This window comes from Streptomyces sp. ADI96-02 (assembly GCF_003846185.1).
Taxonomy (GTDB): domain Bacteria; phylum Actinomycetota; class Actinomycetes; order Streptomycetales; family Streptomycetaceae; genus Streptomyces.
Genome location: NZ_ML123034.1, coordinates 5,783,499 through 5,802,687, shown reverse-complemented (window position 1 = coordinate 5,802,687; position 19,189 = coordinate 5,783,499). Strand labels below are relative to the sequence as shown.

15 protein-coding genes are annotated in these 19,189 nt (G+C 74.0%); 6 read left to right on the top strand and 9 right to left on the bottom strand.

What is annotated here, in order from left to right:
* The first annotated feature begins 65 nt into the window (after positions 1-65).
* A complete protein-coding gene (locus tag EES43_RS25490) occupies positions 66-2,492 on the top strand; it encodes an endonuclease/exonuclease/phosphatase family protein (protein ID WP_206430121.1) in 2,427 nt (808 codons plus the stop codon).
* A gap of 24 nt (positions 2,493-2,516) precedes the next feature.
* On the opposite strand, the gene EES43_RS25485 is transcribed toward EES43_RS25490, so the two are convergent.
* From EES43_RS25485 to EES43_RS25475, 3 genes are read right to left on the bottom strand one after another with little or no spacing between them, the layout of a single operon-like run.
* Positions 2,517-3,422, bottom strand: a complete 906-nt coding sequence (locus tag EES43_RS25485) for an alpha/beta fold hydrolase (protein WP_124270905.1) — start codon at positions 3,420-3,422, stop codon at positions 2,517-2,519.
* A gap of 20 nt (positions 3,423-3,442) precedes the next feature.
* Positions 3,443-4,729, bottom strand: a complete 1,287-nt coding sequence (locus EES43_RS25480; RefSeq protein WP_124270904.1) for a beta-ketoacyl-[acyl-carrier-protein] synthase family protein — start codon at positions 4,727-4,729, stop codon at positions 3,443-3,445.
* The gene (locus EES43_RS25475; RefSeq protein WP_124270903.1) at positions 4,726-4,959 is read right to left on the bottom strand and encodes an acyl carrier protein; all 234 of its coding nucleotides are present in this window, start codon (positions 4,957-4,959) and stop codon (positions 4,726-4,728) included. The genes EES43_RS25480 and EES43_RS25475 overlap by 4 nt, the downstream gene beginning before the upstream one ends.
* Before the next feature lie 471 nt (positions 4,960-5,430).
* Between EES43_RS25475 and EES43_RS25470 the strand changes: the two genes are divergently transcribed.
* Positions 5,431-6,984 (top strand): peptidoglycan-binding protein, encoded by a 1,554-nt coding sequence (locus tag EES43_RS25470; RefSeq protein ID WP_124270902.1) that lies wholly within the window; start codon positions 5,431-5,433, stop codon positions 6,982-6,984.
* Between the two features lie 57 nt (positions 6,985-7,041).
* On the opposite strand, the gene EES43_RS25465 is transcribed toward EES43_RS25470, so the two are convergent.
* The 5 genes from EES43_RS25465 to EES43_RS25445 form a co-directional block, all read right to left on the bottom strand.
* Positions 7,042-7,713 (bottom strand): hypothetical protein, encoded by a 672-nt coding sequence (locus EES43_RS25465; protein WP_124270901.1) that lies wholly within the window; start codon positions 7,711-7,713, stop codon positions 7,042-7,044.
* Positions 7,714-7,831: 118 nt separating this feature from the next.
* On the bottom strand, positions 7,832-8,974 hold the full coding sequence (locus EES43_RS25460) for an XdhC family protein (protein WP_124270900.1): 1,143 nt from the start codon (positions 8,972-8,974) through the stop codon (positions 7,832-7,834).
* A gap of 116 nt (positions 8,975-9,090) precedes the next feature.
* Positions 9,091-11,508, bottom strand: a complete 2,418-nt coding sequence (gene pucD, locus EES43_RS25455) for a xanthine dehydrogenase subunit D (RefSeq protein ID WP_124270899.1) — start codon at positions 11,506-11,508, stop codon at positions 9,091-9,093.
* On the bottom strand, positions 11,505-12,104 hold the full coding sequence (locus EES43_RS25450) for a (2Fe-2S)-binding protein (RefSeq protein WP_124270898.1): 600 nt from the start codon (positions 12,102-12,104) through the stop codon (positions 11,505-11,507). The genes pucD and EES43_RS25450 overlap by 4 nt, the downstream gene beginning before the upstream one ends.
* 2 nt (positions 12,105-12,106) lie before the next feature.
* Positions 12,107-12,997: an FAD binding domain-containing protein gene (locus tag EES43_RS25445; protein WP_124270897.1), complete on the bottom strand. Its 891-nt coding sequence runs from the start codon at positions 12,995-12,997 to the stop codon at positions 12,107-12,109.
* Between the two features lie 297 nt (positions 12,998-13,294).
* Here EES43_RS25445 and EES43_RS25440 point away from each other — a divergent pair, with 297 nt between their 5' ends.
* A complete protein-coding gene (locus EES43_RS25440) occupies positions 13,295-15,088 on the top strand; it encodes a PucR family transcriptional regulator (protein ID WP_124270896.1) in 1,794 nt (597 codons plus the stop codon).
* 163 nt (positions 15,089-15,251) lie between these two features.
* The gene (locus EES43_RS25435) at positions 15,252-16,037 is read left to right on the top strand and encodes a hypothetical protein (RefSeq protein WP_206430120.1); all 786 of its coding nucleotides are present in this window, start codon (positions 15,252-15,254) and stop codon (positions 16,035-16,037) included.
* A 79-nt stretch (positions 16,038-16,116) separates the two neighbouring features.
* Here EES43_RS25435 and EES43_RS25430 read toward each other — a convergent pair whose 3' ends face one another.
* Positions 16,117-16,896, bottom strand: coding sequence for a GntR family transcriptional regulator (locus EES43_RS25430; RefSeq protein WP_124270894.1), 780 nt, complete (start codon positions 16,894-16,896; stop codon positions 16,117-16,119).
* Positions 16,897-17,041: 145 nt separating this feature from the next.
* On the opposite strand from EES43_RS25430, the gene EES43_RS25425 reads away from it, so the two are divergent.
* Both EES43_RS25425 and EES43_RS25420 read left to right on the top strand, forming a co-directional pair.
* Complete coding sequence (locus tag EES43_RS25425; protein WP_124270893.1) at positions 17,042-17,890, top strand: (2Fe-2S)-binding protein; 849 nt, start codon at positions 17,042-17,044, stop codon at positions 17,888-17,890.
* Between the two features lie 191 nt (positions 17,891-18,081).
* Positions 18,082-19,182 (top strand): DUF2637 domain-containing protein, encoded by a 1,101-nt coding sequence (locus EES43_RS25420; protein WP_124270892.1) that lies wholly within the window; start codon positions 18,082-18,084, stop codon positions 19,180-19,182.
* Positions 19,183-19,189 lie beyond the last annotated feature (7 nt).

Below are 19,189 nucleotides of genomic sequence, written 5' to 3'. Positions count from 1 at the left end.
GCCTTGTCATGCCCTGTTCTACGCGCATAGTTTTTGGTCCTCACTACACAGTTGGGGACACTCACGTGCAGATACACAGATCCGGTTCCGTCCTGCTGACCGGCGCCGTCGCCGTCGCACTCGCGGTGACCGCACTGCCCGCCGCGCACGCGGCCCCGTCCGCCACCGCCGTCATCTCCGAGGTGTACGGCGGCGGGGGCAACACGGGCGCGACGCTGACCCGGGACTTCGTCGAGCTGGCCAACGCCGGCTCCGCGCCGTTGGACGTCTCCGGGTTCAGCGTCCAGTACCTGCCGGGCAGCCCGTCGGCGGGCTCGGCCTGGCAGGTCTCCGGCCTGAACGGGGCCATCGCCCCCGGCGGGCGCTACCTGGTCGCCCAGGCGGCCGGCACCGGCGGAACGGTGGCCCTGCCCGCCGCCGACGCCACCGGCGCCGTGGCCATGTCGGCCGCGAGCGGCACCGTCGCCCTGGTCTCCGGCACCGAGCCGCTGAGCTGCAAGAGCGCCGCGGACTGTGCGGCCGACACGAGGATCGTCGACCTGGTCGGCTACGGCTCCGCGGTCGTGCGGGAGGGCTCCGGCCCCGTGCCGGGCGCCTCGGCCGCCGCCTCGGTCTCCCGGGCCGCCTCACTCGCCGACACCGACGACAACGCCGCCGACCTCGCGGCCGGAGCCCCGTCCCCGGTCAACGCGGCGGGCCAGACCTCCGGCGGCCAGGGCCCCGGCGACCCCGGCGGGCCGACCGAGCCCGGCGCGGTGCGGGTGCACGACATCCAGGGCACCACGCGCCTGTCCCCGCTGGAGGGCACGACGGTCACCGGCGTCCCGGGCGTCGTCACCGCCGTGCGGACCACCGGATCGCGCGGCTTCTGGATCCAGGACACCGCCCCCGACGCCGACCCGCGCACCGGCGAGGCCCTGTTCGTCTACACCGGTTCCGCCGCGCCGGCCGTGAAGGCCGGGGACGCGGTGCTGGTCAGCGGCAAGGTCGCCGAGTACTACCCGGCCTCCGGCGCGCAGTCGGTCACCCAGCTCACCACGCCGCGCACCACCGTGCTCTCCTCCGGCAACCCGCTGCCCGCCCCGGTCGTGCTCGACGCCCGCTCGGTTCCCGGCCGCTACGTGCCCACGGCCGGCGGCGGGGCGATCGACGCGCTGCCGCTGGACCCCTCGACGTACGCCCTGGACCTCTACGAAGCCCTCGAAGGCAGCCGGGTGCGGATCGCCGACACCCGGGTGACCGGTGCGACGACGGCGTACGACGAGATCTGGGTGACCGTCAAGCCCCGGGAGAACCCGACCCGGCGCGGCGGCACGCTCTACGCCTCCTACGAGGACCAGAACACCGGCCGGCTCAAGGTCATGTCGCTGGACCCGGCGCGCCCGGTCCCCGCGGCCAACGTGGGGGACGTGCTGTCCGGCAGCACCACCGGCGTCCTGGACTACGCCTCGTTCGGCGGCTACAACGTGCAGGCGACGGAGCTGGGCCAGGTCGTCGACAAGGGGCTGCGGCGCGAGGTCACCCGCAAGCAGAAGCGCGGCGAACTCGCGGTCGCCACGTACAACGTGGAGAACCTGGACGCCCTGGACGAGCAGGCCAAGTTCGACCGGCTGGCCGAAGGCGTCGCGGTGAACCTCGCCTCCCCCGACATCGTCTCGCTGGAGGAGATCCAGGACGACAACGGCGCGGTGAACGACGGCACGGTGGCCTCCGAGCAGACGCTGAAGCGGTTCACCGACGCCATCGTCGCGGCCGGCGGACCGCGCTACTCCTGGCGCTACGTCGCTCCCGAGAACAACAAGGACGGCGGCGAGCCGGGCGGCAACATACGCAACGTCTTCCTCTTCAACGCGAAGCGGGTCTCGTTCACCGACCGGCCGGGCGGCGACGCCACCACGCCGGTCAGCGCCGTGGACACGCACCGGGGCGTGCGGCTCTCCGCGTCACCGGGCCGGATCAACCCGGCGAGCCCGGCGTGGGCGGACAGCCGCAAGCCGCTGGTGGGGGAGTTCTCCTTCCGGGGCAAGCCCGTCTTCGTCATCGGCAACCACTTCGCGTCCAAGGGCGGCGACCAGTCGCTGCACGGCCGCTACCAGGAGCCGACGCGGAGTTCGGAGACGAAGCGGATCCAGCAGGCCGCCGAGGTCAACACCTTCGTGACCTCGCTGCTGAAGGCGGACCGCTCCGCCCGGGTGGTGACGCTCGGGGACCTCAACGACTTCGCGTTCTCCCCGACGATGAAGGAGCTGATCCGGGGCAAGGTGCTGAAGCCGCTGATCACGACGCTGCCCGCCGGCGAGCAGTACAGCTACGTCTTCGACGGCAACTCGCAGACGCTGGACCACATCCTGACGAGCCCGGGTATCCGCCGGTTCGACTACGACGTGGTCCACATCAACGCGGAGTTCGCCGACCAGGCGAGCGACCACGACCCGCAGGTCGTCCGGGTGCGCGTCGAGGGCTCCTCGCACCACCACGGCCACCGGCGCTGAGCCGGGCGGGCGGGCCTGGCGCGTTCAGGTCCGCCCGGCCGGAGCGGCGGCCTGGCGCGGCAGCGCGAGCGCGCCGGGCCCCCGCTCCGGCTCCCGTCCGGTGAAGAACCCGGCCACCAGGGCGGCCACCTCCTCCGCCCGTTCCAGGACGACCCAGTGGTCGGACTCCCGGATCGTCAGGAACCGGCTGCCCTCGATGGTCGCGGCGAACTCCCGCTGCCGCGCGGGCGACGTCACCGTGTCGTGCTCGCCCGCGAAGACCAGCGCCGGTACGCCGCGCAGCCCGCCGGAGAAGTCGGGCCGGTCGGCCAGCGCCCGGTACAGCGAGTCGGCCGCGTGCGGCGAGTGGGCGAGCGCGTGCAGGAAGGAGCGCCGGACGTAGCGCCGGGCCAGCTCCCGCCGGTGCACGGGCCGCTCCGGGTCGAGGCACATCAGCGCGTCGGCGGCCAGCCTGGCGAAGCCGTCGTGGTCGCCGCCCGCCAGCACCTCGCGGGCCCGTTCCCAGCAGGCGACCTGGGCGGCGTCGATGTGGACCGGTACGCCGCCGAGGGCGAGGCGGGCCACCCGCTCGGGATGACGCCGGGCGAAGCCGAAGGCGATGGCGGTGCCGTAGGAGAAGCCGAAGAGGTTGATGCGGGGGGCCCGGAGATCGTCGGCGATCCGCAGCACGGCCCGGCAGAGCAGGTCGGCGCTGGGGCCGGGCGGCAGCGGGTCTGCGCTGCCCATGCCGGGCAGGTCGGCGGTGACCACGTCGGCGGCCGGGCCCAGGTGGTCGTCCATCTGGGGCCAGCCGAACATGCCCTGGAGGGCTCCGCCGAGGACGAGGGCGGGTTCGGTGTCCGGGACCGGGCCGGGCCCGGCGTACGGCAGGACGCGGTAGCCGAAGCCGACCCCGTCCAGCGACAGGGCGCGGATGATCTCCTCGGGCATGCTCCTCATTCCCCTTGCGGTCAGGCCCTGGTGAGCACGAGTGCGGCGTTGTGCCCGCCGAAGCCGAGCGAGGTCTTGACGGCGCAGTCGAACGAGGCGGTGCGGGCCTCCTTGGCGACCACCTCGATCGGGATCTCCGGATCGGGCGCGTCCAGGTTGACGGTGGGCGGGACCCGCTGGTGCTGGAGGGCCAGCACGGTGAGCGCGGTCTCGATGCCGCCCGCGGCCCCGAGCGTGTGGCCGGTCATCGCCTTGGTGGAGGTGACGAGGACGCTCTCGCCGAGGACCCGGTGCAGCATGGTCGCCTCGATCCGGTCGTTGGAGAGCGTCGAGGTGCCGTGCGCGTTGACGTGGCCGACGTCGGCCGGGGAGAGGCCCGCGTCCGCCAGGGCGGCGCGCAGGGCGCGCTCGATGCCGAGGCCGTCCGGGTCGGGGGCGACGGCGGAGTGGGCGTCGCTGGAGGCGCCGTACCCGCTCACATGCGCGCGGACGGCCGCGCCGCGGGCGCGGGCGTGCTCCGGGTGCTCCAGGACCAGCAGCCCGGCGCCCTCGCCGACGACGAAGCCGTCGCGGTGGGTGTCGAACGGGCGGCAGGCGGCGCGCGGGTCCTCGCGGCGGGTGGAGACGGCCTTGAGCCGGCAGGCGCTGGCGATCAGCAGGCGGCAGCAGGTGGACTCCGCGCCGCCCGCGATCACGATGTCGCAGGCCCCGGAACGAAGCATCTGGTGGGCGGTGCCGATCGCGACGGTGCCGGACGAGCACGCGGTGGAGACGGCCTGGCTGGGCCCGTGCACGCCGAGGTCGAGGCTGACGCTGCTGGCCGCGCCGTTGACGACGCTGAGCGGGGCGAGCTTCGGGGAGACGCGCCGGGCCCCGCGCTCGGTGAGGGCGGCGTACTGCTCGTCGTAGAAGGGCAGGCCGCCGTGGGCCGAGCCGATCACGACGCCGACGCGACCGCTGTCCCAGACGGAGGCGTCGAGCCCTGCGTCGGCGACGGCCTCGCGGGCGGCGATGACCGCGAGCTGCGCGAAGCGGTCCATCAGCCGCTGGGCGGCCACGCCGAGCACGGCCTGCGGGTCGCAGTCGGTGACCGAGTAGAAGAAGTCGCAGGGCAGGTCCTGGAGTTCGGCGCGCGGACCGACCGAAGGGACCAGGCCCTCGGTGACCCCGTGCCAGGCCGCGCCCACGCCCGTACCGGCCGCGGTCACCAGGCCGACGCCGGTGACGGCCGCGGTGTACGGCGGCGACGGCGGGCGGCGGTAGGGCCGGGCGGACGGCGCGGGCCCGCCCGTCGCGCGGGCGCTCACGCGGCGGCCTTGCCGTGCACGGCCTCGACCAGCCGGCCGACGGTGTCCCGCGAGGTGAGGGCGACGTCCTCCAGGTCGATGTCCAGCCGGTCCTCGATGAGCAGCCGCAGCTCCTCCAGCGCGAGGGAGTCCAGCCGCAGGCGGTGCAGCGGGACGTCGGGGCGGATCGCCTCGGGATCGGTGCCGAACTTCGCTACCAGCAGGGCGCTGATCTCTTCCGAAGTGCTCATTGGCGCTGTGCTCATTGGCGCTCCTGGGCTCGGTGACGCGGTGACGCCTGCCGCGTGAGGGGGAGGTGGGGAGGGGCCATCGAGGGACGCCGGCTGCTCCGGAAGGACCCTTTATACGCCTTCACGGACGAGTTCCCGATCCTCGTTCCCCCGTGCGGTGGGTTCTGTGTCCAGGTGTACGAATCCCGTCGGGCGACGGGGCGACCGGAAGGCTCACCCCATGGCCGAGGGCGAGCCGACCTGACGTTTCGTCACCCATCAGGCGGCCACGGTCGGGTGACACGCCCGCTCACCCGTCAGGCCGAACCGGTCCGCCAACTGCGCTTTTCTTCAACCCAGTTGCCCATGAGCCGAGTGACATTCCTTTATTGTCATGACCCTGCCACACGGCTAGCCTGGACGCCCGAAGCCCCTCGGCCCGTCCTCACGGCCCCGAGGGCTTTTCTCTTCCCCCACGGAGCAGGAGCCCCCATGCCCAGACCTCCCGCAGCGCGCCCCCGCGTGCGCGCCCTCGCCGCGGCGGCCCTCACCACCGCGGCGCTCCTCGCCGCCGGGACGCCCGCCACCGCCGCCCCGCCGGCCCGCGCCGCCGACCCGATGAACACCGCCTTCGCACAGGCGGCCGAGGAGTACGGCGTCCCGCGCGACCTGCTGGCCGCCGTCGGCTACGGCGAGACGCGCCTCGACGCGCACGCGGGCGAGCCGAGCCAGGCCAACGGCTACGGCGTGATGCACCTGGCGAGCAACCCCGCCAACCGCTCCCTGGAGAAGGCGTCGGCCCTGACCGGCGCGTCCGAGACCCGGCTGCGCCGGAACACCGCGGCCAACATCCTCGGCGGCGCAGCCGTGCTGCGCGACCACGCCGACGCCCTGGGCCTGGACGCCGCCGAGCGGCGCGACGTGAACGCCTGGTATCCGGCGGTCGCCCGGTACAGCGAGGCGGCCGAGCCGGCCGCCACGCTCTACGCGGACGCCGTCTACACCTTCCTCGCCGAGGGTCTGACCGCGACCGCGTCCGGCGGTGAGACCGTGCGGGTGCCCTCCCGCCCGGTCGCCCCGGACAAGGGCGCCGGCGCCGCGTCCGCGGCCCTCGCCGCGAGCCCCGACTACCCGTCCGCGCTCTGGGCGGCGGCGGCCACCGGCAACTACGCCAAGGGCCGCACCGCCACGATCGACAAAGTGGTCGTCCACGTCACCCAGGGGTCGTACGCGGGGTCCATCAGCTGGTTCCAGAACCCGTCGGCCAAGGTGAGCGCGCACTACGTGGTCCGCTCCTCGGACGGCCAGATCACCCAGATGGTGCGCGACGGCGACACGGCGTACCACGCCAGGAGCGCCAACTCCTCCTCGCTCGGCATCGAACACGAGGGGTACATCGACAACCCGGCCTGGTTCACGGACGCCATGTACCGCTCGTCGGCCGCGCTGACGGCCCACCTCAGCGCCAGGTACGGCATCCCGAAGGACCGGGCGCACATCATCGGGCACAGCGAGGCGCCCGGCAACGACCACACCGACCCGGGCGCGAACTGGGACTGGGACCGCTACATGGAGCTGGTGCGGGGCGGCTCCGGTTCCGGCGGCGACGCGCTGAGCTTCCCCGCGTACGCCACGCAGCAGACCGGCTCGACGGGCCCGCAGGTCAAGGCCGTTCAGCAGCTGCTCAACGAACAGGGGTACGCGGCGGGCGCGGCCGACGGCAGCTTCGGCCCGGCGACGAAGAGCGCCGTGCAGGCGTTCCAGCGGGCCCGCTCGCTGGACGCCGACGGGGCGGTCGGCCCGAGGACCTGGACGGCGCTGCTCTCGGCCGGCACCACCCCGGCTCTCTCGCACGGCAGTTCGGGCGACGCGGTGAAGCGGCTCCAGCGCTCCCTCACGGCGGCCCTCGGCTCCACGGTCGGCGTGGACGGCGGCTTCGGGCCGTCGACGGCGGAGGCCGTGAGCGACTACCAGGAGAGCCGGTCGCTCACCGTGGACGGAGCCGTGGGCTCCGCCACGTGGGCGGCGCTCCAGGCGGGTCGCTGACGCGGCGGCGAGGCGGCGGGCCGCTCTCCGGGAAGGGTCCGGAGAGCGGCCGTCCCGTCAGCCGGCGTCCGCCGCCGGGTAGCCGATCTCCTTGACGTCCTCGGCCAGTTCGGCGAGGACGCGTTCGGGGTTGAGCGCGGCGACGACCTCCTCCGTCAGCGGGCGCAGCGCGTAGACGTGGCGGACTGCTTCGAGGTCCACCGGCATCTCGAAGCAGTCCTCCGCCCACTCCTGGTAGGACTCCGGTGTGCCCTGCACCAGGAGCTGGAAGAGCCAGTCGGCTCCGTCGGAGTCCTCCCCGTCCTCCGGGAACTCGACGGCGCCCGCGCGCCAGCGGTCGTCGCCCGTCTCACGCCAGAGGCAGGCGGTGACCACGGGCAGGCCGGACTCGTCGCTGAACGAGGGCTCGTCCACGTAGGCGCGGAAGACCGCGGGGACCTCGTCGAGCACGCCCGGCCAGGGCGCGTCGTCCACGTACGGGCTCATCGGCGACTCGTGGTCGAAGCCGCGGGCGTAGGCCCCGGCGGCGGAGAAGACCACGGAGTACTCGCCGCCCGAGCCGTCGCGCATCGAGGCCATCGCCTCCGTGGGCGACCACTGCGCGTCGAAGCCGTGCCAGCGGTGGTCCCATTCGGGGCACAGGATCGCGTCCAGCATCGCGAGGGAGCGGCAGAGGTCGGTGAGGGGGGATATGCCCGGCAGCCTGCGGGCCACGTCGTGAACGCTCATGGCCCCATCCAACCGCACCCGCCCGCACCGCGTTTCACGCGCACCCCCGGTCGCCCGGCCGAAGACGCTTGTCGCCTCACGCTTCCGGCCGCGCGTCGAGCCTGCTTCGGCCCGCGGCTCAGGCGACCGAGGCGAGCGGCCGGCCGCCGCTGTCGTGGTGGATCGGCGTGCGGGCCCCGGCCAGCGGCAGCCCGCTGCCGCCCCGGCGGACCGCGACGATCTCGGCGGCGATGGACAGGGCCGTCTCCTCGGGCGTACGGGCGCCGAGGTCGAGGCCGATCGGCGAGTGCAGCCGGGCCAGTTCGCGTTCGGTGACGCCGACCTCGCGCAGGCGTTCGTTGCGCTCCAGGTGGGTGCGGCGCGACCCCATCGCGCCGACGTAGGCCACCGGCAGGCGCAGCGCCGCCTCCAGCAGCGGCACGTCGAACCTGGCGTCGTGGGTGAGGACGCACAGGACGGTGCGCGCGTCGGTGACGGTGGCGGCGAGATAGCGGTGCGGCCAGTCGACGACGATCTCGTCGGCGTCGGGGAAGCGGGCCGCGGTGGCGAAGACCGGGCGCGCGTCGCAGACGGTGACCCGGTAGCCGAGGAACTTTCCGGCCCGGACCAGGGCGGCGGCGAAGTCGATGGCGCCGAACACGATCATGCGGGGCGGCGGCACGCTGCATTCGACGAGCAGCCGGACGCTCCGGCCGCAGCGCGAGCCCTCGGCCCCGATCGCGAGCGGTCCGGTGCGGCCGGCGTCCAGGAGCGCGCGGGCCTCGGCGGCGGCGGTGCGGTCCAGCGCCGGGTGGCCGCCGAGGCCGCCCTCGTGGCCGCCGTCGGCGTGGACCAGGAGCGGAAGTCCGAGGAGGTCGGTGGGACCGTCGGTGATCCGCGCCAGCGCCGCCGCCGCGCCCTTCGCGGCGGCGGCGAGCGCGGCGGCGAACACCGGGCGGGCGGGGTCGTCCGCCCGCACCGGCGTGACCAGGATGTCGATGACGCCGCCGCAGGTCAGGCCGACCGCGAAGGCGTCCTCGTCGCTGTAGCCGAACCGCTCGCGAACGGACACGCCGTCTTCGAGGGCCTGCCGGCACAGTTCGTAGACGGCCCCCTCCACGCACCCGCCGGAGACCGATCCCACGGCGGTGCCGTCGCGGTCGACGGCGAGCGCGGCTCCCGGCCGGCGCGGCGCGCTGCCGCCGACCGCCACGACGGTGGCGACGGCGAACTCGCGTCCCTGCGAGACCCACCGGTCGAGTTCTTCGGCGATATCCAGCATGGCCTGTCTCCTTCGGGGCCTGGCGGGGAGGACCTGGGGTGCTCGGGCGTGTGTGGACGCCGAGCCCGCTCTCGATCGGGTCGAGGGCGCCGCCCGGAGGTGCGGGAGCGGAACTCTCAGGTTCCGGTGAGGTGTTCGGGGCGTACGGGCGTCTTGTTGAGCTCCAGGCCCGTCGCGTCCCGGATCGCCGCGAGGACGGCCGGGGTGGACGACAGGGTGGGGGCCTCGCCGACGCCGCGCAGCCCGTACGGGGCGTGGTCGTCGGCGAGTTCGAGCACGTCGACCGGGATCGTCGGGGTGTCGAGGATGGTGGGGATCAGGTAGTCGGTGAAGGAGGGGTTGCGCACCTTCGCGGTCTTCGGGTCGACGATGATCTCCTCCATCACCGCGACGCCGAGGCCCTGGGTGGTGCCGCCCTGGATCTGGCCGACCACGGAGAGCGGGTTGAGGGCCTTGCCGACGTCCTGGGCGCAGGCCAGTTCGATGACCTTGACGAGGCCGAGCTCGGTGTCGACCTCGACGACGGCGCGGTGCGCGGCGAAGGAGTACTGGACGTGCCCGTTGCCCTGTCCGGTGCGCAGGTCGAACGCCTCGGTGGGCCGGTGGCGCCACTCCAGCTCGATGTCGATCGCCTCGTCCTCCAGGACGTCCGCGATGCCGGCCAGCACCTCGCCGCCGTCGGTGACGACCTTGCCGTCCTCCAGGAGGAGTTCGGCGGTGGCCCATGCGGGGTGGTAGGAGCCGAACTTGGCGCGGCCGAGCTCCAGGACCTTCTCCCGGACGGCTTCGCAGGAGTTCTTGACCGCGCCGCCGGTGACGTACGTCTGGCGGGAGGCGGAGGTGGAGCCGGCGGAGCCGACCCGGGTGTCGGCCGGGTGGATGGTGACCTGGCTGACGCCGAGTTCGGTGCGGGCGATCTGGGCGTGCACGGTGACGCCGCCCTGGCCGACCTCGGCCATCGCGGTGTGCACGGTGGCGACCGGCTCGCCGTTGATGGCCTCCATCCGGACGCGGGCGGTGGAGTAGTCGTCGAAGCCCTCGGAGAAGCCGACGTTCTTCAGGCCGACCGCGTAGCCGATGCCGCGCACGACGCCCTCGCCGTGGGTGGTGTTGGACAGTCCGCCGGGCAGCGCGCGCACGTCGACCGAGGCGCCGTCGCTGCCCGCCGCGAGCCACTGCCGCTCGGGCGGCAGCGGGCGGGACTTGACCCGGCGCAGCAGTTCGGCGACCGGGGCCGGCGAGTCGCAGGGCTGGCCGGTGGGCAGCAGGGTGCCCTGTTCCATGGCGTTGAGCTGCCGGAACTCCACCGGGTCCATCTCCAGCTTCGCGGCGAGCCGGTCCATCTGCGCCTCGTAGGCGAAGCACGCCTGGACCGCGCCGAAGCCGCGCATCGCTCCGCAGGGCGGGTTGTTGGTGTAGAGGGCGATGGCCTCGATGTCGACGTCCTCGACGGCGTAGGGGCCGACAGCGAGCGAGGAGGCGTTGCCGACGACCGCCGGGGAGGCGGAGGCGTAGGCCCCGCCGTCCAGGACGATCCGGCACTTCATGTGCGTGAGCTTGCCGTCCTTGGTGGCGCCGTGCTCGTAGTGGAGCTTGGCCGGGTGGCGGTGGACGTGCCCGAAGAAGGACTCGAACCGGTTGTAGACGATCTTGACGGGCCTGCCGGTGCGCAGGGCCAGCAGGCAGGCATGGATCTGCATCGACAGGTCCTCGCGCCCGCCGAACGCGCCGCCGACGCCGGAGAGCGTCATGCGGACCTTCTCCTCGGGCAGGCCGAGGACGGGGGCGATCTGGCGGAGGTCGGAGTGCAGCCACTGGGTGGCGACGTACAGTTCGACGCCGCCGTCCTCGGAGGGCACCGCGAGGCCGGACTCGGGGCCGAGGAACGCCTGGTCCTGCATGCCGAAGACGTAGTCGCCCGTGACGATGACGTCGGCGCGCTTGGCGGCCTCGTCGGCGTCGCCGCGGACGATCGGCTGGCGGTGGACGATGTTGGGGTGCGGGACGTGGCCGATGTGGTGGTCGTCGCGGCCCTCGTGGACCAGCACGGCGTCGGGGGCGGTCGCGGTGGCCTCGTCGACGATCAGCGGCAGTTCGGCGTAGTCGATCCTGATCCTGGCGGCGGCGCGGCGGGCCGTCTCGGGGTGGTCGGCGGCGACCAGGGCCACCGGTTCGCCGTGGTGGCGGACCCGGCCGTGCGCGAGGACCGGTGTGTCCTGGATCTCCAGGCCGTAGTTCTTCATCGCGGCGGGGAGGTCGTCGTAGGTCAGGACGGCGTGGACGCCGGGCGTGGCGAGCGCTTCGGAGACGTCGATGGAGCGGATCTCGGCGTGTGCCACGGTGGAGCGCAGCGTGTGGCCCCAGAGCATGTCCTCGTGCCACATGTCGGAGGAGTACGCGAACTCGCCGGTGACCTTCAGTGTGCCGTCGGGTCGCAGCGTGGACTCGCCGATGCCGCCTCTGGTGGGCGATCCCTGGGTGATCCTGGTGGGGGTGCCGGCCGGGACGGTGGTGGTCTTCGGACGGGTCGTCATGACTGGACCGCCTCCTCCTGGCGGGCGGCGGCGAGGCGGACCGCGTCGAGGATCTTCTCGTAGCCGGTGCATCGGCACAGGTTGCCGGAGAGCGCCTCGCGGATGTCCTGGTCGGACGGGGAGGGGCTCCGCTCCAGGAGTTCGTCGGCGGCGACCAGCAGGCCGGGGGTGCAGAAGCCGCACTGGACGGCTCCGGCGTCGATGAACGCCTGCTGGATCGGGGAGAGTTCACCGGCTTCACCGGCTCGGCCGCCGGTGGGCCGGGCCTGCCACCGGCGGGCGGCGTCCAGCGTGGTGCCGCAGCCGCCGGGAGTGCAGCCGGCGCCGGGGTGGGCGTCCCGGCGGTGCTCGGCGTAGTCGGCCAGCCCCTCGACGGTGACGACCTCGCGGCCCTCCACCTGGCCGGCGGCGACCAGGCACGAGCAGACCGGAACGCCGTCCAGGCGAACCGTGCAGGAGCCGCATTCGCCTTGCTCGCAGGCGTTCTTGGAGCCGGGCAGGCCCATGCGCTCGCGCAGGACGTAGAGCAGGGACTCGCCCTCCCAGACGTCGTCGGCCTCCTGCGGGCGGCCGTTGACCGTGAAGTTGACTCGCATGGTTACGCGGCTCCTTCCAGCGTGCGGCCCGCGCCCCGGTACTGCTCCCAGGTCCAGCCGAGCGTGCGGCGGGCCATGATGCCGACCGCGTGCCTGCGGTACCTCGCGGTGCCCCGTACGTCGTCGATGGGGTTGCAGGCGCCGGCGGCCAGTGCGGCGAACTGCCGGGCGATCGAGGGGGTGATGATCCTGCCGCTCTCCCAGAAGCCGCCCTCCTCCAGGGCGGCGTTCAGGAACTGCTCGGCCTCCTTGGCGCGGACCGGGGTCGGGGCCGCGGAGCCGATGCCGGTGCGCACGGTGCGGGTCTCGGGGTGCAGGGCCAGGCCGAAGGCGCAGACGGCGATGACCATCGCGTTGCGGGTGCCGACCTTGGAGTACTGCTGGGGTCCGTCGGCCTTGCGGATGTGCACGGCGCGGATCAACTCGTCGGGCTCCAGGGCGTTGCGCTTGACGCCGGTGTAGAACGCGTCGATCGGGATCATCCGGGTGCCGCGCACGGAGGCGGCCTCCACCTCGCAGCCGGCCGCGAGCAGCGCCGGATGGGCGTCCCCGGCGGGCGAGGCGGTGCCGAGGTTGCCGCCGACGCCGCCGCGGTTGCGGATCTGCGGCGAGGCGACGGTGTGCGATGCGAGCGCCAGGCCGGGAAGCTCGGAGCGCAGGTGCTCCATGATGGCGCTGTACGGAACGGAGGCCCCCAGCCGTACGCTCTCCCGGCCCACCTCCCACTCGGACAGCTCACCGATGCGGTTCAGGTCCAGGAGGTGCTCGGGCCGCCGGTGGTCGAAGTTGATCTCGACCATCACATCGGTGCCGCCCGCGATGGGGACGGCAGCGGGGTGCTCGGCCTTGGCGGCGAGCGCCTCCTCCCAGCCGGCGGGGCGAAGGAAGTCCATGAGCGGCTCTCTTCCTCGGTCGGTCCTGCTCGGTCGGTCCTGCTCGGTCGGTCCTGCTCAGTCGGTTCGTTCGCCGGGGCGGGGGACGGCCGGCCCTCGACCGGCTCGTTCATGTCGCGTTCAGGCGGTGTGTGACCCAGTACACAAGCCCGGACCCGGTCAGTGCAGTCACCGAAACGCCGAAGGAGTTGGCCGGCCTCCATCCGAGTCTTGTAGATTCGAACAAATGGCGGGGATCGGTAACCTCACCGAAATTCACAGACCCCCTGACCCACGGAAGAGATCGGCGGCGACGAGATGCGGCTGCGCGCATTGCTGGACACGGACGCGCTGGGCCTGCGGCTGCTCGGCGGCGAGGACGAGCTGGACCGCTCGGTGCGGGGCGTGATGACGACCGACCTGCGCGACCCCAGCCGCTATCTCTCCGGCGGCGAGCTGGTCCTGACGGGGCTCGCCTGGCGGCGGGACGCCGCGGACTCCGAGCCGTTCGTCCGCATCCTGGCGGGTGCCGGGGTGGTGGGACTGGCGGCGGGCGAGGCGGAGCTGGGGGCGGTTCCCGACGACCTGGTCGAGGCGTGCCGACAGCACCGCCTCCCGGTCTTCGCCGTCCATGAGACCGTTGCTTTCGCAACGATCACCGAGCACATCGTGCGCCAGGTCTCGGGCGAGCGCGCGCGCGACCTGGCCACCGTCGTGGACCGCCATCGCCGGCTGATGACCTCCGGCCCGGCGGGCGGCGGCCCAGAGGTCGTCCTGGACCTGCTCACCTCCGACCTCGACCTGCGGGCCTGGGTCCTCTCCCCCACCGGTCGGCAGATAGCCGGCGCGGGCGAGCCGCTGCCGGGCCCGCTGGGCACGGCCCTGGCCGGGCGGCACCTGGCGGCGACCCGCACCGGACGCCGGGGGCCGCACCTGGCGACCATCGCCGGTACGACGTATTCGCTGTTCCCGATCCGCAACACCGGCCGGGGCGCCGTACCGGCGGCCGGCGACGTCCGGGAGTCGGTGCTCTCGGACTGGCTGCTGGCGGTGGAGGCGGACGCCGCCGACTGGCCCCCGGCCCGGCTCGACCTGCTCCAGGGCGTCACCCAGCTGATCGCGGTCGAGCGCGACCGCCGCGACGCGGCCCGTACGGTACGCCGCCGGCTCGCCCAGGAGGTCCTGGAGCTGGTCCAGGCGGGCGCGGCGCCGACCGAGATCGCGGCCCGGCTGCGGGTCGCCGCGCCGGTCCTGCTGCCGGGTCTGGGCGTCGCCCCGCAGTGGCAGGTGGTGGTGGCGCGGGTCGACTGGACCGCCGCGGACGCGCCGGGCCAGGAGAGCGGCGTCCCGGGCGGGCCGGTCGCGCAGGCGCTGCTGGAGGAGATCCTGGTCGACCCGGCGATGAGCGGACCCGACTCGGCCGATCGGATCGCCGTCGCCCATACGGGTGAGGAGGCCATCGCCCTCGTACCGCTGCCGGCCCTGCCCGGCGCCGTGGCCGGGCAGGGTGCCGGTGCTGGTGCTGGTGCCGGTGCCGGTGCCGGTGCCGGTGCGAACGGTCCGGCGCGGGACGCCGGGGCGGGCGGCCCGCAGGACGGGGAGCCCGCGGCGGACCCGGCCCTGCACGCCGACGCGCTGCTGGCCGCCGTGCGCGAACCGCTATCCGCCGGGCTCGCCGACGACGGGCGGCTGACCCTGGGGGTCAGCGCGGCCGTGCATTCCGCCGAAGGGCTGCGCGGGGCACTGGAGGAGGCCCGGCACGCGCGCCGGGTGGCGGCGGCCCGGCCGGGCCGGGTGTGCGCGGCGGGCCACCACGAACTGGCCTCGCACGTCCTGCTGCTGCCGTTCGTCCCCGACGACGTGCGCCGGGCCTTCACCGCCCGACTGCTGGACCCGCTGCGCGACTACGACCGGCGCCACCGGGCGGAGCTCATCGAGACGCTGGAGGCGTTCCTGGACTGCGACGGCTCCTGGACCCGCTGCGCGGCCCGGCTGCACCTGCACGTCAACACGCTGCGCTACCGGGTCGGGCGAATCGAGCAGTTGACGGGCCGTGACCTTTCCCGGCTGGAGGACAAGCTCGACTTCTTCCTCGCCCTGCGCATGAGCTGACCTCCGGGCCCGGCCGGGAGCGCGCCCGCCTCCGGCCGATTGTGAATTACTTCACCTGACATTGACCTGACCTCTTGGCCCGGCGTGCCGATCCGTGCTGAGATGCGGCCGTACTCGACAGCACAAGGGCGCGCTCGGGGAGGGCAATGTGGCGCATACCGCCATGTCTGGTTCCGGAACGACAGCAGATGACGATCCGCCGCTCCAGACAGCGGTATGGCGACTGCGCTCCCGCGCCTGCTGGTCCGACGCCGCCGCGCTGCTCGAACCGCACGCGGTGCGCGATCCGGCGGCGGCCCTCCAGCGCACGGCGCTGCTGACCGAGCGCTGCCTGTACACCGGCGAGGGCTGGACCGAGGCCGAGGACGCGCTGCGCACCGCCGAGGCGCTGGCCCGGAGCGACGACGAGCGGGGCTCCGCCGCCTGCGAGCGGGGCCATCTGGCCTACGCCTCGACCCTCCTGGGGGTACGGGACCGGGCCGACGAGGCGAGCGTCGCGCTGAGCCGGGCGGCGGCGCTGCTGGCGCCGGCCGCGGTCGGCCGGCCGCTGCTGGACTTCCGGCGCGGGCTGATCGCGCAGAACATCGCGGACTCGCCGCAGTCGGCCCGCGCCGCCTACCGCCGGGCGCACGCCGGGGCCGCCGCGCAGGGCGACGAGCTGCTGCTGTCGTTCACCTGGCGCCACCTGGCCTCCCTCGCCCTGGGCGAGGGAGAGCTGGCCGAGGCCCGGCACGGCTTCACCGAGTCGCTGCGGATCAGGGAGGAGCTGGGCTATCTGGTCGGCACGGCCCCGGCGCTGATCTCGCTCGCCGGGGCGGAGCCCGAGCCGGAGGCGGCCCGGCTGCGCGCCGAGGCGGGGCGGTTGTTCCGGCTGCTGGGCGGGGTGCCGACGTGGCTGGCTCCGCACCTCGGGGGTGTGCCGGGACCGCGGACGGCGGTGGCGCACTGACCCGCGCACCGCGGTCCGCCCGTACGACCAGCACGACCCGTACGGCCCGCACGACCCGTACGGCCCGCGCCCGGACGGGTCAGCCGTCGGACCCGGTGAAGTGCTCGCGCACCAGGGACTCGACGACGGCGAGGTCCTGGGCGACGAGCGCGTCGAGCAGGGCGGTGTGCTCGGCGGCGTCCGCGAGCAGGTCGGCGCGGCGGGTGGCCGGAAGGGAGGCCGGCGGCCACTGGGACCGGCGGTGCAGCCCCTCGGCGATCATCACCAGCTGGCTGTTGCCGGTCAGCGCGAGCACGGCGCGGTGGAAGGCCCGGTCGGACTCGGCGTAGCTCGCCCGGTCGCCCACCGCCGCCGCGGCCACCGTGGCGTCGGCCAGCGGGCGCAGCAGGTTCCACCGGTCGGCCGGGACCGTGCGGGCCAGCCGCAGCATCACCGGGACCTCGATCAGGGCGCGCACCTCGGCCAGCTCGGCCAGCTCGCGGGGGCCGCGCTCGCTGACCCGGAAGCCGCGGTTCGGCACGACCTCGACCGCGCCCTCCGCGGCGAGCTGCTGCATCGCCTCGCGGACGGGCGTGGCGGACACGCCGAAGCGGGCGCCGAGGGCGGGTGCGGAGTAGACCTGGCCGGGCAGCAGCTCGCCGTCGACGAGAGCGGCGCGCAGGGCGTCGAGGATCTGGCCCCGGACGGAGTGGCGCCGCACGGTGTGCGGGGCGGCCGGTCCGCCGTGCGCGGGTTCGCCGCGGGTCTGTTCCGGGCCGCGCGCCTGCTCGGGTATCCGGCCGGACGCCGGAGCGCCGCCGGAGTACGCGCCGGAGGCGTACGGCGGGCGCACGGCCCCGCGCGCGCTGCCCTGCTCCACCCGGACCTCCTCCGTCCGCCGCGGGCCGGCTCGCCTGCGCCGGGTCCCCCGTGCACGATAGAGGGACGAGGCTGCGGTTCAAACATCGATCGCGTCGGGTAAGGTAAGCCTTACCTGCAAACGATCCCGATTCGGTGGTCCCTGCATGACCCTCTCTCCGCTGCTCGCCGACACCGCGACGTCCCCCGTGACCGCCGCGTACGCACGCCTCACCGAGGTCTTCCCGGGGCTGCGCGCCGACGTGCTCGACGAGGGCGCGAGCGCTCCCGCCGGAGCGGGCTGGGTCGGCGCGGCGGAGCTGGCCGCGGGCGGACCGGCCGTGGACGCCTTCCTGGCCTGGGACAACGCCCAGGTGCTGCGGGACTACGGGCAGCAGGCCCGGCCCGACGTGGTGGCGAGCTTCGGCCTCCACCGCTACGCCTGGCCCGCCTGCCTGCTGGTCACGGTGCCGTGGTTCCTGCACCGCCGGGTGCCGCGGATCCCCGTCGAGGACGTGGCCTTCCAGCGGGCCCTGGGACATCTGACCGTACGGGTGCGGGAGTTCTCCTGCCTGCCGGGCGACCCGGCCGCGGACCTGCCCGGAGCCCGGGTGGTCGCGGACGAGGAGGCGCTGCGGGCCGAGGTCCTGGCCGCGCTCACCGAGCATCTGGCCCCGGTGCTGGAGGGGTTCGGGCCCCGTATGCGGCGTGGGAAGCGGGCGTTGTGGGGCATGGCGACGGACGAGATCGTCGAGGGCCTCTGGTACGTGGCGCACCTGCTCGGGGAGGAGCGCCGCGCGATGGCCGAGCTGGAGCTGCTGCTGCCCGGCACCGCGAAGCCGTACGTCGGCACCGCGGGGTTCCGTGAACTGACCGGCCCCGAGGGCCAGTCGCTGCCGACCCGGGACCGGGCGAGCTGCTGCCTCTTCTACACGCTGCGCCCCGAGGACACCTGTGTGACCTGCCCGCGTACCGGCGATGACGACCGGGTGCGGAAGCTCGCCGCCGCTTCGTGATCCACTCCGCCCGTCCGGATGACGCGAAATCGAACGCAACCTGCTTGAAGCGCGAGGCAGTTCGAGAAGATTCCACCCATCGATAGGGCCCGCCACCTCCATGGCGTGCTCTTGTCCCGAAACCCGCTGAGCGGGCCGGCGACTCCGTCACGATGGCGCTGAAACGCCCTACGTGACGCAAGGGACCGCGCATGAGACTGACCGACATATCGCTTGACTGGCTGCTTCCGGGCGCCGTGCTGCTCGTGGGGGTCATGGCGGCGGTGACGGTGGTCGCACGCGGCAGGCGTGCCGCCGGCAAGGCCGCGGCCGACGACACCTGGGAACGCAGCGAGGATCGCCGCAGGCGCAAGGAAGCGCTGTACGCAACCGCCTCGTACGTCCTGCTGTTCTGCTGCGCGGCGGTCGCCGCCGCGCTCTCCTTCCACGGGCTCGTCGGCTTCGGCCGGCAGAACCTCAGCCTCAGCGGAGGCTGGGAGTACCTCGTGCCGTTCGGACTGGACGGCGCCGCGATGTTCTGTTCCGTCCTGGCCGTACGGGAGGCGAGCCACGGAGACGCGGCACTCGGCTCCCGGCTGCTGGTGTGGACGTTCGCCGGGGCCGCCGCCTGGTTCAACTGGGTGCACGCTCCGCGGGGGATGGACCACGCGGGCGCTCCGCACTTCTTCGCGGGGATGTCCCTCTCGGCCGCGGTGCTCTTCGACCGCGCGCTGAAGCAGACCCGCCGGGCCGCGCTGCGCGAACAGGGCCTGGTGCCCCGTCCGTTGCCGCAGATCCGGATCGTCCGCTGGCTGCGGGCGCCCCGGGAGACGTTCGGCGCCTGGTCGCTGATGCTCCTCGAAGGCGTCCGCACGCTCGACGAGGCGGTCGACGAGGTGCGGGAGGACCGCAGGGAGCGGGAGCAGGACCGGCTGCGCCGACGGGACCAGGAGAAGCTGGACCGGGCCCGCATCAAGGCCCTGAACCGGCAGAACCGGGCCTGGGGACGCGGCCGGGTCGGCCACCAGGTGGACGTACCGGCCATCGCCCCGGCTTCGGGCGGCGCGGCGCCGCCCGTCGCGGAGCCTGCCATAGCAGAGCCGGGTCAGCTGCCTCTGCGACCCCGGCCATCCCTGCAAGCCGTCGGCCCGAAGCAATCGGCGGACGGTTCGACCCCGAAGATCCTCACCGCTCCCGACCAGGGAAGTGACCCGCACACCGTCGACCTCACCGCCGAGGACGACACCCAGGCGCTGCCCCGGCTGGACTCGCTGGAACAGAAACTCAAGGATCTGGAACAGCAGTTCGGCTGAGCGCGCG

Coding starts and splice junctions, on each gene's coding strand:
- EES43_RS25485 (WP_124270905.1), bottom strand. CDS start 3,422: ATGCCCGAGGAGATCATCCGCGCCCTGTCGCTGGACGGGGTCGGCTTC.
- EES43_RS25475 (WP_124270903.1), bottom strand. CDS start 4,959: ATGAGCACTTCGGAAGAGATCAGCGCCCTGCTGGTAGCGAAGTTCGGC.
- EES43_RS25470 (WP_124270902.1), top strand. CDS start 5,431: ATGCCCAGACCTCCCGCAGCGCGCCCCCGCGTGCGCGCCCTCGCCGCG.
- EES43_RS25465 (WP_124270901.1), bottom strand. CDS start 7,713: ATGAGCGTTCACGACGTGGCCCGCAGGCTGCCGGGCATATCCCCCCTC.
- EES43_RS25460 (WP_124270900.1), bottom strand. CDS start 8,974: ATGCTGGATATCGCCGAAGAACTCGACCGGTGGGTCTCGCAGGGACGC.
- pucD (WP_124270899.1), bottom strand. CDS start 11,508: ATGACGACCCGTCCGAAGACCACCACCGTCCCGGCCGGCACCCCCACC.
- EES43_RS25450 (WP_124270898.1), bottom strand. CDS start 12,104: ATGCGAGTCAACTTCACGGTCAACGGCCGCCCGCAGGAGGCCGACGAC.
- EES43_RS25445 (WP_124270897.1), bottom strand. CDS start 12,997: ATGGACTTCCTTCGCCCCGCCGGCTGGGAGGAGGCGCTCGCCGCCAAG.
- EES43_RS25440 (WP_124270896.1), top strand. CDS start 13,295: ATGCGGCTGCGCGCATTGCTGGACACGGACGCGCTGGGCCTGCGGCTG.
- EES43_RS25435 (WP_206430120.1), top strand. CDS start 15,252: ATGTCTGGTTCCGGAACGACAGCAGATGACGATCCGCCGCTCCAGACA.
- EES43_RS25425 (WP_124270893.1), top strand. CDS start 17,042: ATGACCCTCTCTCCGCTGCTCGCCGACACCGCGACGTCCCCCGTGACC.
- EES43_RS25420 (WP_124270892.1), top strand. CDS start 18,082: ATGAGACTGACCGACATATCGCTTGACTGGCTGCTTCCGGGCGCCGTG.